The sequence below is a fragment of the Paenibacillus sp. 01T431 genome, from assembly GCF_056398625.1.
In genome coordinates, this window is record NZ_JBFTPT010000010.1 from 91,313 (window position 1) to 106,846 (window position 15,534).

The 15,534-nt window shown below is 45.3% G+C and carries 13 protein-coding genes; 10 read left to right on the forward strand and 3 right to left on the reverse strand.

What is annotated here, in order from left to right:
- The first annotated feature begins 30 nt into the window (after positions 1–30).
- From AC1DM9_RS19080 to bcp, 5 genes are all read left to right on the forward strand, one after another.
- Positions 31–1,581, forward strand: a complete 1,551-nt coding sequence (locus tag AC1DM9_RS19080) for a helix-turn-helix domain-containing protein (protein WP_477511238.1) — start codon at positions 31–33, stop codon at positions 1,579–1,581.
- A gap of 134 nt (positions 1,582–1,715) precedes the next feature.
- Complete coding sequence (locus tag AC1DM9_RS19085; RefSeq protein ID WP_477581644.1) at positions 1,716–3,047, forward strand: ABC transporter substrate-binding protein; 1,332 nt, start codon at positions 1,716–1,718, stop codon at positions 3,045–3,047.
- A 222-nt stretch (positions 3,048–3,269) separates the two neighbouring features.
- Positions 3,270–4,328 carry an asparaginase gene (locus AC1DM9_RS19090; RefSeq protein ID WP_477511236.1) on the forward strand — a complete coding sequence of 353 codons (1,059 nt, stop codon included), beginning with the start codon at positions 3,270–3,272 and terminating at the stop codon, positions 4,326–4,328.
- Position 4,329: 1 nt separating this feature from the next.
- The gene (locus AC1DM9_RS19095) at positions 4,330–5,010 is read left to right on the forward strand and encodes a VOC family protein (protein ID WP_477511235.1); all 681 of its coding nucleotides are present in this window, start codon (positions 4,330–4,332) and stop codon (positions 5,008–5,010) included.
- A 14-nt stretch (positions 5,011–5,024) separates the two neighbouring features.
- Positions 5,025–5,495, forward strand: coding sequence for a thioredoxin-dependent thiol peroxidase (bcp, locus tag AC1DM9_RS19100; RefSeq protein ID WP_339205449.1), 471 nt, complete (start codon positions 5,025–5,027; stop codon positions 5,493–5,495).
- A gap of 76 nt (positions 5,496–5,571) precedes the next feature.
- Here the strand turns inward: bcp and AC1DM9_RS19105 are convergent, their stop codons facing one another.
- Positions 5,572–7,434 carry an LTA synthase family protein gene (locus AC1DM9_RS19105; RefSeq protein ID WP_339205448.1) on the reverse strand — a complete coding sequence of 621 codons (1,863 nt, stop codon included), beginning with the start codon at positions 7,432–7,434 and terminating at the stop codon, positions 5,572–5,574.
- 340 nt (positions 7,435–7,774) lie between these two features.
- Between AC1DM9_RS19105 and AC1DM9_RS19110 the strand changes: the two genes are divergently transcribed.
- Entirely contained in the window at positions 7,775–8,662 is an 888-nt protein-coding gene (locus tag AC1DM9_RS19110; RefSeq protein WP_477511234.1) for a M15 family metallopeptidase, read from the forward strand.
- 93 nt (positions 8,663–8,755) lie between these two features.
- Here the strand turns inward: AC1DM9_RS19110 and AC1DM9_RS19115 are convergent, their stop codons facing one another.
- Complete coding sequence (locus AC1DM9_RS19115; protein WP_076266302.1) at positions 8,756–8,911, reverse strand: DUF1540 domain-containing protein; 156 nt, start codon at positions 8,909–8,911, stop codon at positions 8,756–8,758.
- Between the two features lie 73 nt (positions 8,912–8,984).
- On the opposite strand from AC1DM9_RS19115, the gene AC1DM9_RS19120 reads away from it, so the two are divergent.
- Positions 8,985–9,956 (forward strand): nucleoside hydrolase, encoded by a 972-nt coding sequence (locus AC1DM9_RS19120; protein WP_441874661.1) that lies wholly within the window; start codon positions 8,985–8,987, stop codon positions 9,954–9,956.
- 158 nt (positions 9,957–10,114) lie between these two features.
- Here AC1DM9_RS19120 and AC1DM9_RS19125 read toward each other — a convergent pair whose 3' ends face one another.
- The gene (locus tag AC1DM9_RS19125; protein ID WP_441874662.1) at positions 10,115–11,431 is read right to left on the reverse strand and encodes a deoxyguanosinetriphosphate triphosphohydrolase family protein; all 1,317 of its coding nucleotides are present in this window, start codon (positions 11,429–11,431) and stop codon (positions 10,115–10,117) included.
- Positions 11,432–11,636: 205 nt separating this feature from the next.
- On the opposite strand from AC1DM9_RS19125, the gene cls reads away from it, so the two are divergent.
- The 3 genes from cls to AC1DM9_RS19140 all read left to right on the forward strand — a co-directional run bounded on the left by cls (position 11,637) and on the right by AC1DM9_RS19140 (position 15,417).
- Positions 11,637–13,085 carry a cardiolipin synthase gene (cls, locus tag AC1DM9_RS19130; RefSeq protein WP_477581647.1) on the forward strand — a complete coding sequence of 483 codons (1,449 nt, stop codon included), beginning with the start codon at positions 11,637–11,639 and terminating at the stop codon, positions 13,083–13,085.
- 1,133 nt (positions 13,086–14,218) lie between these two features.
- The gene (locus tag AC1DM9_RS19135) at positions 14,219–14,614 is read left to right on the forward strand and encodes a Fur family transcriptional regulator (RefSeq protein ID WP_477511232.1); all 396 of its coding nucleotides are present in this window, start codon (positions 14,219–14,221) and stop codon (positions 14,612–14,614) included.
- Complete coding sequence (locus AC1DM9_RS19140) at positions 14,590–15,417, forward strand: winged helix-turn-helix transcriptional regulator (protein WP_477511231.1); 828 nt, start codon at positions 14,590–14,592, stop codon at positions 15,415–15,417. Before AC1DM9_RS19135 ends, AC1DM9_RS19140 begins: the two co-directional genes overlap by 25 nt.
- The last annotated feature ends 117 nt before the right edge of the window (positions 15,418–15,534 follow it).

Genomic DNA, 15,534 nt, shown 5'->3' on the forward strand with positions numbered 1-15,534 from the left:
TAATATTGTTTATTAAGGATGTGAGCGCGCATGTCGCAGCAACCGAATCAAACAAAGTACGGTGAAATGCTCTATATTGGCACGGAGGAAGTTAAGCTCCCATCGCTGCAGCATATGCAGTTGAACAATCGAGAGGAGCAATGCTTTGCGTTTGTGCTTCAACATAAAATAAAGGTTTCCATTGTGAAGAAGGGGCAGCACACGACTAAAAAAGCCGTTGGCGGTGAGCTGTTTCTCATTCCGTCCCATTGTGAATGTACGCTGCTTAATGAGGGCAACCATCTAGCTGAAATCGTACTTATTCGCTTCCGAAGCGGTTCGACAGCAGCAGGCGCGGAGATGCTCCCTTACCGAGACAGTATGGGATTAAAACTGCTGAGGCTGCCGCAGGCGAGAAGCTGGCTTCAGGACTTTCAAAGCGACTGCGGTACTGATGATGTGGTTTTATACTATCAGCTGCAATCACAGCTTTATGCAATGGTCGCTGCGCTCATTCAGTCCGTCCAGCAGCCGAGAGAGACTGAAGCTGATTTAATTGGCTACGTCGAGCAAGCCAAGCAATTTATGATTGAGCAATTAAGCACACCGATGGATATGGAGGAGCTTGCAAGATCCTCCGGGGTGAGTACAAGCCGTTTTTATCAAGCCTTTCGCAGTTATACAGGACTTACACCGCTTAAATATATGACCAAGCTGAGGCTCGATGCTTCTATGCGCATGCTCTCGGGTACGTCCTCTTCCATCGTCGACGTAGCCCATTCCGTCGGCTATCCTGACGAGTACTATTTTAGCCGGCTGTTTAAGAAACATATGGGACTGGCTCCTACGGAATATGCTCAGCTTGCGAAGAAACGAGTAGCCACGCTTGTATCTGTGTTCGCGGGCGACCTATCAGCTATCGGAATGCCTACTTGCTTGTCCTTTATTCGGTTGAGCACTCATCAGCATGAACGGGTGCTCCAGCAGCTGCGTGAAGCGGAGCCGGATCTCATATTGGCAGGTATGCTGGATGAGGAAATGTACGCGGCATGTTCGGCTATCGCTCCGGTTCTAATGCTCGATTGGAAGGCTTATTCCTGGAAGGAGCGGCTGCTTGAGATAAGCAATGCATTAGGCTTGTCCACCGTAGCAGAGCGCTGGTTGTCCTATTATGAGATGAAGGTGCAAAACGCGCGTGAGCAGCTCAAAAACAGTTTAGGCGATGAGCCTATCTTAATTGTTCATGCCGGAAAAACGGGCTTTCGAATATTTGGCCCGCGCCGCCGCAAGATGAAGGACCTTTTTTATGACGATCTACAAATGACCTATCCGAAGTCGGCACACCAGATCGGATTTCTTGATACGAGCTCGCTAAGGGAGATCGCTGAGCTAGGCTGCAGCAGCGTTCTCTTCCTCGTACCAGCGGAGGCTTCCCGTGATTATTGCAACCAGCTGGAGGAGGGCTGGCGCCGCTTGAGGGAAAAGGATGCGCGTAGAAGATGTATCTTTATTGGCTATCACGACCGGCTGAACTATAATCCGACCGTCCACGATGGGCTTATCGATGAGACAGTGAGGCATTTGATGAGTTACGCGCAATAAATGAGGGCGCTCGTTCCATTTTATCTGTGGTATTTTGAAAAAAAAGAAGAGGTCAGCTGTATTGATTGAAGCGCGTGTAGCCGATAAAGAAAGTAATGGTTATGCATCATTACTTTTTGATCGGGAGGGAATTTATGAAGCTCACTCAAATGGGCAAAGCACTATACCCGCTCTCGTTAATTATCATAATATCTTTCATAAGCGGTTGTACGCTTAATCCAAATAGTTCGGAACCGCTTGAACAGACACCAGCTCCGAATAAGGTGACTTTAAAAATTGTTGAGAGCCTAATGACGCCGCTGCGGACAGTGGAATTAGACAAATTAATTGCACAATTTGAACTCGACAATCCAACCATTGAGATTGTGAGAGTGACATCAGAATACGAGACCGCTGATCAGACGATCTTGACGATGCTGGAGCAGAATCAAGCGATTGATATTGTTGAGGTGCGGGACGTTACGGTACATCAGCTTGCGGAAAGTGGTCTGATAACCAGCTTGGAGAGTTATATTTCATCATGGAGCAATTATATGCTGCTTAACAATAATGCAAAGCTGATGTCTAGAGATGCAGGCGATGTTGCTTATTATATTCCGAGCAGTCTTTATCAAGTGCAGCTTTATTATCGCAAGGATTGGTTCGATGCCAAGGCGCTGCAAGTGCCAGAAACATGGGAGCAGCTCTTCTTTGTCGGCAAGCAATTGACGAAGCCGATGGAGAGGATATACGGCTTTTCCTTTCGCGGAGGCAGTGGTGCCGTTAATACGTTGTCTTCAATCGTTCAGGACTATAACGGAGAGAACGTCGATATAAGCGATTCCATGTTTAATACGGATGGCTCGACGATATTCTCAGGCAAGCGGGCAGCAGAGGCTGTTGAGCTTTACAAGAAGATTTATACAGAGATCTCAGATCCTGCGTCCATAGATTGGGGCTTTAATGAACAGGTTCAAGCATTTGTGAACGGCAATGCGGCTTTGCTTATCCAAGACTCAGACGTGATAGAGATGATCAAGGAAAAGCTGGAGAGCAGCCAGTGGGCAACAGCCCCTTTGCCTACAGGGCCTGATGGGATCTCTCATTACAACGTTGGTGCAGCCGGCTGGGGGATTGCTTCCCAGTCTAAGCATAAGGATGAGGCTTGGAAATTCATTTCCTATTTGTCATCGATTGAGAACAATCGTGCCTTTGCTGATGCCTCAGGCGTTATATCCATCTATAACAATACGATTGAAGAGGAAAAGTATTCTACAGGGCCGTATGCCCCTTATATGCTGATGGCAAATGACCCGGATCGGTTTCAGGGCGTAAGAAAACCGAGCTATTATAAAAATTACAGTCAATTTTTTCAAATGGGAACGGATTTGGGTCGACAACATTTGATGAATGTCATTTCTACGGAGGAATTGCTTAAGCAGTTCGATGATTTTTGGCGGAAGCAAGGAAAACAGGAGCGAGATTAAATGAATGGAGGATGCTGTAGGCATGTGAGTTGCAAATGCCCAGCACCTCCTTTTTTAATTGGAGGAATAGGCGAAGTGATCTCGTATGAAGCGAGTTGCACAGGGCAACATGTAAGGATAGAGCTTGTGCCTTGACCAGAGTGTAGAGCCGCATATACGATAGTAGAAGTTATCTTTTTTTATCGCTGGCTAGCGATTGCAAGACAATAAGGAGGAACATTTGTGAAGCAGTTATTGGTTGTTTTTACAGGCGGGACCATTGGAAGCAAAAAGCAGGGAAACGGCATCGATGTTAATGACGCGGGATCTTATTCGCTTATAGATGATTATATCAACAGTGCTGAGCAGCGCGATGATGTTAGAATTGATGCGATACAGCCGCTTAACTTGTTAAGTGAAAATATGACGACCGAGGATTGGATCGCGCTTGCAGAGGCTGTCCATGGGATAGATACCGACTCGTATGCTGGGATAGTCATCACCCATGGTTCGGATACGCTGGCTTACAGCGCAGCGATGATCGGTTATTTGTTCGCAGATACAAAAATTCCAATTGTGCTGACCGCCAGCAATTACCCGGTTGCCGATGAAAGAAGCAATGGGCGCCGTAATTTTGCAAATGCAATCAATTTTGTAGTGGATGCACAGCTGCCGGGCGTATTTGTCGTTTACGAGGATGACAAAGGGGATGCACTTGTTTACTTAGCAACTAGAGTTACGCAAGCGATGTCCTTTACGGATCAATTCGGCAGCCCCTACGGCGTGCCGTACGGAAAGATGGCAGACCGAGTGTTCAACTGGCTGGAGCATGAGAGAAATCCAAGACCGGAAGCGCTGAGTACTAAGCCTAAAGCGTCGTTTGCATGGGAGCCGGACACCCTTAAGCTCGATTCCAGCATCGTCTATATTCGGCCATATCCGGGCTTGAACTATTCGCTGTATGATTTTACAACGATTCGGCCGAAGGCGATCCTCCATGATTTGCATCATTCGGGTACAGCAAGCGCAATAGAAGCAGGGCCGTACTCTCTTCCTGCGTTTATTGCAAACTGTAAAAAGCTTGGCATCGATGTATACATATGTCCGATCCGAGATCGTTCGGCAGCCCTATATTCGTCGTCGCTGCGCCTTATTGAAGCGGGTGCCATTGTAATTGAGAAGCTGTCGGTTGAGGCTGCATTAACGAAGCTCATGCTCGCATATGGTCTATATGATGATAAAGCACAGGCAAAAGCTTTCGTAACGGAAAGTGTTTTGTATCACGAACATAACGAGGTGTAAGATGATTATAGAAAAGCTGGTGCTTTTGACAGAAAAAGCAGCAAGCATTTTGCCTTTTTATAGGGATGTGCTGGCATTGCCGGTTATTCGCTCTGAGAAGGACAGCTTTACTGTTCAGGCAGGCTGGAGCGAGCTGACCTTCCAAGAGACTGGTGATCAAGCTGCTGAAGCGTATTGTTATCACTTTGCCTTTACGATTCCAGAGAATAAGCTTGAGGAAGCAAAAAAGTGGATCGAAGCACTTGTTCCAATCGGTACGGAGGCAGGTCAGGATGTGTCGTATAGTGAATCATGGAACTCGCATTCTGTTTATTTTGAAGACCCGTCGGGTAATATTTTAGAGCTGATTGCCCGCCATACGATGGATAACGGTGTTGAGCGTACCTTTGACCCGCAGCAAGACATTCTCTGTATCAGTGAAATTGGCATAACGACCAGCGACGTTCCTACAGCAGTCGATCAATTTGCAGAGCTTGGCATCATGACCTACAGGACGCGCAATGACAATTTCAATCCGATCGGCGATGATAATGGTATATTTATAGTGGTTGGAAAAGGAAGACGCTGGCATTTTACGAACAAAACCGCAGAGAGCTTCCCGGTTCATGTGACCGTGTGCGGGCTGGGTGAGCTGTACTTGGTGGAAGGCGAGCAAGGCTTGCTGATTGAAAATAAAAAGTAGAGGAGCATTCAACGATGGGAGAACATTTAAAAGTAGGGGACCAGGTCCCGAATTTTAAGCTGCAAGCATCCAATGGCAAAGAAGTTGAGCTTGCAGATTACTCAGGCAAGAAGCTCGTTATTTATTTTTATCCGCGCGACATGACGCCTGGCTGTACGACTGAATCATGCGATTTCCGTGACTTTAACGGCGAGTTCGGCACGAACAACACAGAGGTAATCGGAATCAGCCCAGATGATCTTGCCTCTCATGAGCAATTCGTCGACAAGCATGAGCTGCCATTCCTATTGCTGTCTGACACCGAGCATACGGTTTCGGAGCTGTTCGGCGTATGGAAGCTGCGGAGCTGGAACGGTGAGGAATTTATGGGTATCGAGCGATCGACTTTCCTGCTTGATGAACAGGGCAAGCTTGTTAAGGAATGGCGCAGCGTAAGTGTGGATGGACATGTGAAGGAAGTACTTGAAGCGGTAAAAAGCAGCTAGCTTTGTCATTTGCGAAAAAAAAAGGCTCCTCTCGAAGCGTGATATACGCTTCAAGGGGAGCCTTTTAGTTTTATTATTATTTGGTCTTCCAAGAAGGCAGCTGGCTAACATAGCTGTCAGATAAGTTGAGGAGCTCTAATGCACGCTGATACTCATCTTCTGTCGCAGCCTGCTCCGTAATGCCGTCTCCGGCTAAGGAATAGTGCTTGCCGTCCTCATATCCGCTGCCTGACATGAATAGCTCTTTGCTGCTTAAGAATGAGCCAGTCGGGAGATAATAACGTTGTGGCAATACGTTATACGACTGATTAAACAAGTCTTGGCCGAAGTGGATATGATCATCCAAGGAAATGCCAAGCATGTTCGCGATCGTAGGCAATACGTCAACTTGACCGCCAAGCTGATCGAATACTTTGCCTTCTGTTACGCCTGTCGATGCAACAACGAGCGGAATGTTGATCATATCGGTGTAGCTATATTCATGACCATAAATTTCAGCCATAAGCGCTTTGTCATCACGATCCAGCGAGTATACTGGAAGGCCGAGATGGTCACCGTATAACAAGATTAAGCTGTTGTCCCAAATGCCGCGTTCCTTCAAATCTGCAATGAATTCGCCAAGTGCGAAGTCAGCGTAGTTTTGTGCACGGATATAGTCACCAACAAAAGTTTTCTCATAACGCTCAGGGAGCGTCATTTTGTATTTGTCAGCAGGAATGGTGAATGGGTGATGCGATGTCATCGAAATAACATGGGAATAAAATGGTTTGCCATTCTCGCTCATGCGTGACATTTCAGCAGCTGTTTTCTTGTAAAGCTGCTCATCGGAAGCACCAAAAAATACGGTATCTTCATCTCCAAAAAACTTCTGATCGTAGTAACGGTCGAAACCAAGCGCTTTGTAAAGCTCGCCGCGATTCCAGAATTCAACAACATTCGTATGGAACGTAGTTGTGTCATAACCGTTTGCTTTCAGCAGTTTCGGCAAGCTCGGAAGCTCTTTGTCGGCATAAATCATCGTTGCCGCGCCGCGTGGCGGAATATAGAAAGACGTATTCACGACGAATTCCGCATCGGATGTATTGCCTTGGCCGACTTGCTGATAGAAATGCTTGAAGTAATAGTTTTCGTTGACCAGCTTATTAATGTTAGGCGTAATCTCTTTTCCGTCAATCTTCAAGTTGACGAGGAAGTTTTGAAATGACTCCATTTGAATAATGATGACGTTTTTGCCTGCTGCTGTTTTCCACAGCTGCGGAGCGGCAGGTGTTTCGATCTTTTTGACGGAATCGATTTTTTCTTGCGTGATATGGTTTGGATCAACAAAGTCAATCGTTTTGTTCTTGAAAATCATATAAGCCTCGTAATTGAGTATGCCCATTTGCTCCGCTTTGACGATCTCATTCATGCTGGCGCGGTTAGGCAAAATGTTGAACAAGCAAAGCGCAATTGAAATGCTGAACAGGGCAAGGACAAGTCGTTTGCTTTCCTTAACGGAGCTTTGTTTCTTCCAATTCACGGCTTTCTTAGGTCTAAACAACAGAACAGCCATAATGATAATGTCGATAAAGATGAGCAAGTAATAAGGGTCCATCAGTGAAAATACGCTATTTTTAACCGCGGTAACTTGGTTTACCTGCTCTAGAGCGAGATAGGTTACAATAACACCGTAATACTTGTAATACATAATGACGGCAAATAATATGAGTGTCATTACTAGATTTGCTATTAAATAGTAAATAAGTTTACGTTTCGAAGCGAACCACTCTATGAGACAATAAACAATGAGGACAAACGGAATTTCTTTTAAAATAGTAGTCCACGAAAAACCATCCTCGAAAATGACCATCCAAGCCAGATAGCTTTTGAGAAGCATAATAAATGAAAAGAAAAGGATGGGACGAGTGCTTAATAATCGTTTTGGAGTTAAAAATGTCATATAACCGCCTACCTTTCACAGCAAAAACTGGCCATCTCACAGAGGCAGCCAGGCCGCTAATCATAATATACGTTCGTTCTGTAAATTCTTATCCATTATGCTCCTAATTATAGTCGAATGTCAAAAGGCAAAAGGCTCCTCCATGTCCAATCATAATTTATTGTAAAAAACAAATTTATTAGGATTTTTGTTTATTCCTATTCATTACAACATTTCCAAGCTATTAGATTGAAACATTATTGCTGATTTAGTAGTCTATTAATTAGATGCTATTAGACAAACCATGGTTACAAGTATAATTACATGAAATATATGTAAAAAAATATGTTGGAGGCTTATCATGAAAAAAAGAAGAAGAAGGCTGCTGCTGTTTATTATTGTATGCGCAGGAATGGTGTTTGGTTACTCTTTATTTAATAAGGATGAGACAACCACGATTCCGCCAAAGCAAGCTTCCGCTGATGGTTCCGCTAACGGCGGGGAAGTGTCGGGCAGCATAGGTTCTGAGCCTACGGATAAGCCGAGCGGCGGAACTCCAACAGATGGACAGCCAACAGCTACGGATAAGCCTGATTCAAGCAATAACGGCAAGGGCTCTGGAACAGGAAAAGCAGAGCAGACTGAGGATGGAATGGTCGTTATTGCCAAACCAGAGGATATCGCGGTGCTTGTGAATAAGCAGCACAAGCTTCCGGAGGAATACAATCCCACGGATTTAGTTTATCCTGAGGTTCGGTTTATATTTGCTGAGAAAATTGAAAAACGCATGATGAGACAGGATGCAGCTACAGCGCTTGAGAAGCTGTTTGCAGCCGCTGAGGAAGACAACATCCAGTTGGCCGGTGTATCCGCTTATCGCTCGCATAGGACGCAAACAACGCTCTTTGATCGCTATGTAAAGAGGGATGGACTCGAAAAGGCAAGAACTTATAGCGCGCTACCTGGTACAAGCGAGCATGAAACGGGACTGGCGATCGATGTGTCGGGTAGTGACGGCAAGTGTGCGGCTGCCGATTGTTTTGCAGATACAAAGGAAGCGCAGTGGCTTGAGAAGTATGCGCACGAGTACGGATTTATCATTCGTTACTTGGAAGGCAAAGAAAAGATTACAGGCTATCAATATGAGCCTTGGCATTTGCGGTATGTAGGTGTGGATGTGGCCACTGAGATGGTGAAGAGCGGAGAAGTGCTGGAAGAGTATTTTGACGCGGTTCCTGTTACAAAATAAGAAGCAATAGCGCAGCGCAAGCTGTATTCGGACAAGCCTTATTGTTCATAAAGGATAGTCGCTTGCGCTGCTTACTATTGGTAATGCCCTTCGTTAGATCTTTGCTTCAAACGTTTTGCAATCTGTTTCTTCGGAGTTGCTGGCTTGCTTGCCGCGATTGCTGACCACATAAATAGAAGAGGCGCCGCAGTGATTACCTGCTGCCCAGAACTTGCATGAATTCACTTCGCACAGTACATCCTTAGCCATTGACAATTCACCTCCTCTCTATATAGGATGGACAAACGATATATCGTTTTATACTCAGGAAGGATGGATAGATATGGGAGTTAAGCTTTATTTTAATCATGACGCCGGTGTAGACGACCTGGTATCGCTTTTTCTTCTTTTGCAAATGAAAGATGTTGAACTGCTTGGGGTATCCGTTATTCCAGCCGACGGCTATTTGGAGCCTGGCAGCAAAGCCAGCAGCAAAATCATTGACCGCTTTGGCGACCCTGTCAAAAATAAATCGCTTGAAGTGGCTAGATCAAATTCACGCGGTGTAAACCCATTCCCTGCTGAATGGCGTATGCATACGTTTTTTGTGGACGCGCTGCCTATTTTGAATGAATCAGGAACGATTAACACGAAAGTATCTGCGCTGCCAGCGCATCAACATATGATTGAACAGCTTCGCAAATCGGATGAGAAGGTGACATTGCTGTTCACAGGTCCGCTTACGGATCTAGCAAGAGCGCTGGATGAAGCTCCGGATGTGGAAGCAAAGATTGAGAAGCTTGTATGGATGGGCGGCACGTTTAATGAGAAGGGCAACGTTCAAGAGCCTGAGCATGACGGAACCGCAGAATGGAATGCCTTCTGGGACCCTGAATCTATGCACCGCGTATGGGCAAGCAGCATTCCGATTTTGCTTGTTGCGCTTGAGAGCACGAACAAAGTACCTCTTACGATGGATGTACGCAACCGCTGGGCATCGCTTCGCAAGCATGAAGGACTAGATTTTGTCGGTCAATGTTATGCTGCATGTCCTCCACTTGTTTATATGGAGACGAACTCGACATATTATTTGTGGGATGTGCTAACGACAGCTGTTGTCGGCAACCCGGATCTCGTGGAAATTAAGACGGTACACAGCGGCGTGATTAAGGATGGACCTAGCCAGGGCCGTACGGTGGAAGTGGAAGGCGGTCGCCCGGTCAGCCTTGTTTATGATGTTGATCCTGTTCGATTCTTCGATTATATTACGGACCTTTCTGCAAGTGCGGTTAGCTACAATGTTAAGCAAGACTAAACCATAACAAAAAGCGCAGCTTCGAATGAGTTACACTCATTCAAGGGCTGCGCTTTTTTTAAAATATAAGAAAGTATATTATTTTCTCATCCTTATCTTATATTTCACCGTCTAAGCTGCTTCAGCGTCAGAAGGACGCCGAAGGCGTTTTAGCTTGTTTAATCCATTTCATAAATTGAACCTGATTTGCTGGCATAAAGCTCGGCGTACACCTTCTCGGCGTAAGCATCGGTCATACCCGAAATATAATCCGCAACAAATCGCGGCCAGCTCCATTTGTTCTTATGGATCTCGTAATTTTCTATCCAGTCTGGCGGAATGATAAGGCGACCAGATTCTTGAACCTTGAAACTGTCCCATAACCGTCTTATCATGATTTCACTGCGCATTTGCAAGCGCTGAACACGGAAATCCTTAATGAGGGTCACCCATGCAAGCTTCTTCAAAATCTCCATCGTGCGGAGCAACTCGATATCCTGTTGCCCATTGTTGACGAACGTGACCTTTTTCCAGCTGCGCGATGTATCGTCTATAATGCCGACTTTGCCTGCAAACAAGCTGACCCAGCGCGCTTTCATCTCCCGCCTTGTGCGCGAGGCTTCGCGATCACAGCTTACATACAGCTCCTGCCACTGCTCGAAATAGGAGACGAGTACACGTTTCACCATCGCAGGGATATCGACCTCTCCCCAGCCGATTCCGGTATTGCCTTTATCCTCGACAATTTCCTGAACAACATGGTCGATAAGTCTGCTGTCTTCAAAGAAAGTGCGATTCATTTGGATTTTACCTGCACGTATGCCGTCTTCGATGTCATGTGTGGAATAAGCGATGTCATCACATAAATCCATGAGCTGTGCTTCCAATGTTGAACAGCCTTCTGGAATTTTCCATAAATGGCGTAGCTGTTCAATCTCTCCCCACTCTGTGCTGTAAAGCCCTTTTAGACGGCCAGGCTCACTGAGGCTAAAAGGGTATTTATTAATAGCAAGCAAGACAGCTGCAGTTAAATCAAGGCCGCTTCCGCTTCCTGCCCTTTTCTCTAAAAACATCAATATTCGAAAATTTTGCGCATTGCCCTCGTATGGTATGCCATACTCCTCCATGAGCAAATGGTTGAGCACTTCTTCACCTTTATGTCCAAAAGGGGGATGACCCAAATCATGCGCGATCGCGGCAATCTCGACGACAGCGGGATCTAATATGAGCCCCGGATGCTCTTTGCGCGCAAGGAAATCATATTGTTTGCCTAACTTGCGAGCAACCTCGCGTGCAATCTGCGACACTTCGAGAGAGTGGGTTAGCCTTGTTCTATAGTAATCGCCCGTACCTGCGCCAAATACTTGTGATTTACCTTGCAGGCGGCGAAAGGCGGGAGATTGAATGAGTCTCGCATAATCTCGTTCATACTCATCTCGCTCCTCGCTTAAAGTACCGAGCGCTTTCTCGTCCAATCTAAGCTTGCGTATGTCCATCGTAAGTCCTCCAGTGCCGTTTATGCGGGTAGTATTGAAATATATTAACTCATCTAGTACATGTTGTAGATAGGTTTTTTTACGTCTTAAATTAGGAAAAATGCTTTGTTGCTTGAATTGTAGCATATAATGAGGCTTGAACATACACCGTGCTTGGAGTATGATCGCATTAGCTTTAACATAAAACTGAGGTGCTATAATACGGATGGTCATAATGCAAAATGCATCTGCAATTATTATGCTGCTAAACATTTTTTTGGCGATTACGGTTATCTTTCTAGAGAGACGCAGCGCAAGTACAACTTGGGCTTGGCTGATGATTCTTTTTTTCATCCCCGTTTTCGGCTTTGTTTTGTATTTAATATTAGGGCAGAAGGTACGTAAAAGAAAGCTGTATAAGCTGCTGGGCGATAGTCAGCGCATTATCGAGCATACGGTCGAGAGGCAAATGCGCCAGCTGCGAGAAGATGAAATTGTATATAATGATCCGGCGATGCGAAGTTATCAAGACATGATCTATATGAGTCTGAAAACGAGCTATGCGGTATATACGAGCAATAATGCGGTTGAGATCTACACGGAGGGCAATCAAAAGTTTGATGCGCTGCTTAAGGATATAGAATCAGCCCAGCATCATATTCATCTCGTTTATTATATCGTCCGAGACGATGAGCTTGGCAGAAGATTGGTTAAGGCGCTGGCAGCGAAAGCGGCGGAGGGCGTAGAAGTCAAGTTTTTGTACGATCATATAGGAAGCTCAAGCTTGCCGAAGCGTTATTTTGCGGAGTTGATTGCAGCAGGCGGCAGGGAAGCGGCGTTTTTCCCTTCGCGAATTCCTTATTTGAATTTAAAAATCAATTATCGCAATCACCGTAAGCTCGTTATCGTTGACGGACAAATCGGTTATATTGGCGGCTTCAACATCGGTGATGAATATTTAGGATTAAACGAGCATTTCGGCGAATGGCGGGATACACATCTTAGAGTTCGCGGCAATGCCGTGCTGCAGATGCAGGCGCAGTTTCTGATGGATTGGAATTTAGCGGCTTCCGGTCGAATTGAGCTTAACGAGCTGTATTTCCCAATTATGAGCGATGATACGGGAACGATTGGCATGCAGCTTGTAGCGAGTGGCCCGGATACGCAATATCAGCAAATTAAAAATGGTTATATCAAAATGATTTACTCAGCTCGGAAAACAATCAGCTTGCAAACGCCATATTTTGTACCGGATGAAAGCTTGATGACCGCGCTGAAGATCGCTGCCCTGTCCGGGGTAGATGTACGTATTATGCTGCCGAGCAAGCCGGATCATTTCTTTGTATACTGGGCAACTCATTCTTATTTGGGAGAGCTTCTCGCAGGCGGAGTGAAATGTTATATGTACGAGAAAGGCTTTCTTCATGCAAAAACGCTTGTCATCGACGGCAAGGTGGCGTCCGTTGGAACAGCCAATGTCGATATTCGCAGCTTTAAGCTTAATTTCGAGATGAATGCGTTTATCTATGATACGCAGACATCGGCGAAGCTGCAACGCATTTTTGAAGATGATGTTAAACATTGCACGCAGTTAACGGAACAAGTTTATGCTAATCGTCCAATCATCAATCGATTGAAAGAATCGATTTCCAGGCTGCTTAGTCCAATTCTATAGACGAACATCAGTCTAATTCAATAGACGCAAATCAGTCCGATCCTATAGACGCACATAAGAAGGGCTTCTGCTTATCTAAGATAACCAGAAGCCCTTCACGTGCTTGGTAGAGAACTATTCAATTTATTCTAACGCTCCAATCCGCTGTTTGCCTCTTCTTCGTCCTTTCGAATTTGTTACAAACCCTATCGACTTCGATCCTAATTTTATTGACCTCGATCAACTTCCTTTCGATTTGTTTCAAATCCTTGTTGCTTGTAAGTACATCTCATCCAAATGATCGACTACATCCGTCTTCGCTATTGTCCCAGCATGTCCGGCAGTGATTGAATGCTCCTTCCCGAGATTATGAGACATGCATCGCTAACCTACTTCAATGGGCTATCCCCTCTCGTTTAAGATAGGCTTAGTATACACCTTTATTTGAATTTTGTAAATATTCAGATTATTTAATTCGACAAAAAATTTTGTGTTGTTTTTTAGGTGTGATTTTGCGTGTGAGGTGGGAGTATGTACATCTTAAGGTAGTGTAAGCTGTTGATCATGGTGAGTGGAAGTTGCGCATGATGGTAGGGGATGTAGAAATGGTTGCTTGAGCTGTAAACGCGACAAAACATTGACTATTTTGCCCGCCAGCGTTCAACCTGTACTTCATACACCTCAAACAGTAACTTTTGTGACCGTCACCATTTTTGTAATGAGCGTAAAAGTCGAAGTTAATGATGAGTGGAGTTCATGCTTGCCTCTAACGAACTTAGAAGTCGTTATTATAATGATTTAGGCTTAATCTGAATTCTAACGAACTTAGAGAGCGCTATATGCTCAAAAATGAGTTAAATCATTGATATTGGAGGCTAATAGGGTTATCTGGGTTCGTTACGTTTGAAAGTGTGTGGAATTGAAGCAAATAAGACTTCTGGAGTTCGTTACAACTTTTCGCGAGGCGCTTTTGCAGAGTTCGTGTGGCTTCTGTGTGAAGTTAATGAGTTTCCATATTGATTCGACAAGTATTGGTTGTGGCTTTGAGCCGCCTTTTGGAATAAGGAGGATAAAGGAAAGCCTGTGAGGTTGACCGTATTCGACCTTCAATTTATACTTAGTCTAAAATCAGTAGTAAAAGGAATGATCTTTTTATGAATAAAATTAACTTAACGATACAGCGCAAGGCCATCTTTGAAGTTGTGCAGCAAGCCCATGATCACCCGACGGCGGCCGATGTCATTGACCGGCTTCGGGGCAAAGGCTTCAACTTCGCTTACGGCACCGTGTACAACTCATTGCGTTATTTGACAGATGTGGGTCTCATTAGAGAATTGAAGCTTGGAGAAACGGTTAGCCGCTATGACGCTCGGACGGATGAACATCAGCATATTGTGTGTACTGTATGCGGGCGCGTGGATGAAGTATTGACCGACTTGCCGAGTGAGTGGATGGAGAAGGTCGCTTTAGAGACGAAATACAAGATCGAGCATGTGCAAGTTGTATTAGAGGGGGTTTGTGATCAATGCGCGACGAAACAACCACAATGAACAACGATTATTTGAACGGGAACATGCCGCTCGACCAGAGTGCAGCCGCTGGCTATTCAGAGGAAGAGTTGCTGCAAAACGGGATGCTTTGCTCGATCACGAAGCGGGTCATGATTATTAGTCCGTTGCCAGAGAGGGTCAAAAGCTTGCTTGTCGCGCTTTCATCCGAATGCTTTGACGTGTTTTCACTGCATGATTTCAATAAAAGCATGCTCCAAAGCTTGCAGCCAGAGCTGCTCGTATTTGATGCGATTCCTGTAGCTCAAGCTGCCGCGAGCCATACGCTGCAAGCAGGTGCAGAACTGGTGGAAGCGGCTGAGCTGCATGCGGTTCCTGTCCTCATTTTAATGGATCAAAAATCGTATGATAGCCGTGAAACTTTTGCCCTTGGCGCATCTGAGCTGCTAGTCTGGCCGGCTAAACCTGAGCAAGCGATAAAACAAATCAATCGTATGCTTCTGAATAAGCCAGCAGCAGCTGCGAAGGCGGATAGCGACATTCGTGTGTTTAAGGATATTGCAGTTGATCTCAAAAAAATGACCGTTGATCGGGCGGGGCAGCGAATTGAGCTTACGAAGACGGAGTATGATTTGCTTCTGCATTTCATGACATCGGACGGATCCGTTCTAACGCGTGAATCTTTGCTCGATACCGTTTGGGGGCTGCATTTCTATGGAGGAAGCAACTTGGTGGATGCTCATATTAAGAGCTTGCGCAAAAAACTAAAGGATAGCGCCGTAGCACCAAAATATATAGTTACCGTGCGTGGTGTAGGCTACCGGATAGCGGATATTCGTGACTAAGGAGTAAGTGCATCATTTTAGGTAATGAATTTCACTAGCATGCTGCGGTTCATGAAATATTCATTTTTCATTCATTAGGCTTTCATGACAGTTGACCGTTGATTCGATAAGATTGTT

Bases quoted from the DNA above. Each gene is read 5' to 3' on its own strand.
- AC1DM9_RS19125 (WP_441874662.1), bottom strand. From the start codon at position 11,431: ATGGACATACGCAAGCTTAGATTGGACGAGAAAGCGCTCGGTACTTTA.
- AC1DM9_RS19105 (WP_339205448.1), bottom strand. From the start codon at position 7,434: ATGACATTTTTAACTCCAAAACGATTATTAAGCACTCGTCCCATCCTT.
- AC1DM9_RS19115 (WP_076266302.1), bottom strand. From the start codon at position 8,911: ATGGCTAAGGATGTACTGTGCGAAGTGAATTCATGCAAGTTCTGGGCA.
- AC1DM9_RS19110 (WP_477511234.1), top strand. From the start codon at position 7,775: ATGAAAAAAAGAAGAAGAAGGCTGCTGCTGTTTATTATTGTATGCGCA.
- AC1DM9_RS19120 (WP_441874661.1), top strand. From the start codon at position 8,985: ATGGGAGTTAAGCTTTATTTTAATCATGACGCCGGTGTAGACGACCTG.
- bcp (WP_339205449.1), top strand. From the start codon at position 5,025: ATGGGAGAACATTTAAAAGTAGGGGACCAGGTCCCGAATTTTAAGCTG.
- AC1DM9_RS19085 (WP_477581644.1), top strand. From the start codon at position 1,716: ATGAAGCTCACTCAAATGGGCAAAGCACTATACCCGCTCTCGTTAATT.
- AC1DM9_RS19080 (WP_477511238.1), top strand. From the start codon at position 31: ATGTCGCAGCAACCGAATCAAACAAAGTACGGTGAAATGCTCTATATT.
- AC1DM9_RS19095 (WP_477511235.1), top strand. From the start codon at position 4,330: ATGATTATAGAAAAGCTGGTGCTTTTGACAGAAAAAGCAGCAAGCATT.
- AC1DM9_RS19135 (WP_477511232.1), top strand. From the start codon at position 14,219: ATGAATAAAATTAACTTAACGATACAGCGCAAGGCCATCTTTGAAGTT.
- AC1DM9_RS19140 (WP_477511231.1), top strand. From the start codon at position 14,590: ATGCGCGACGAAACAACCACAATGAACAACGATTATTTGAACGGGAAC.
- cls (WP_477581647.1), top strand. From the start codon at position 11,637: ATGGTCATAATGCAAAATGCATCTGCAATTATTATGCTGCTAAACATT.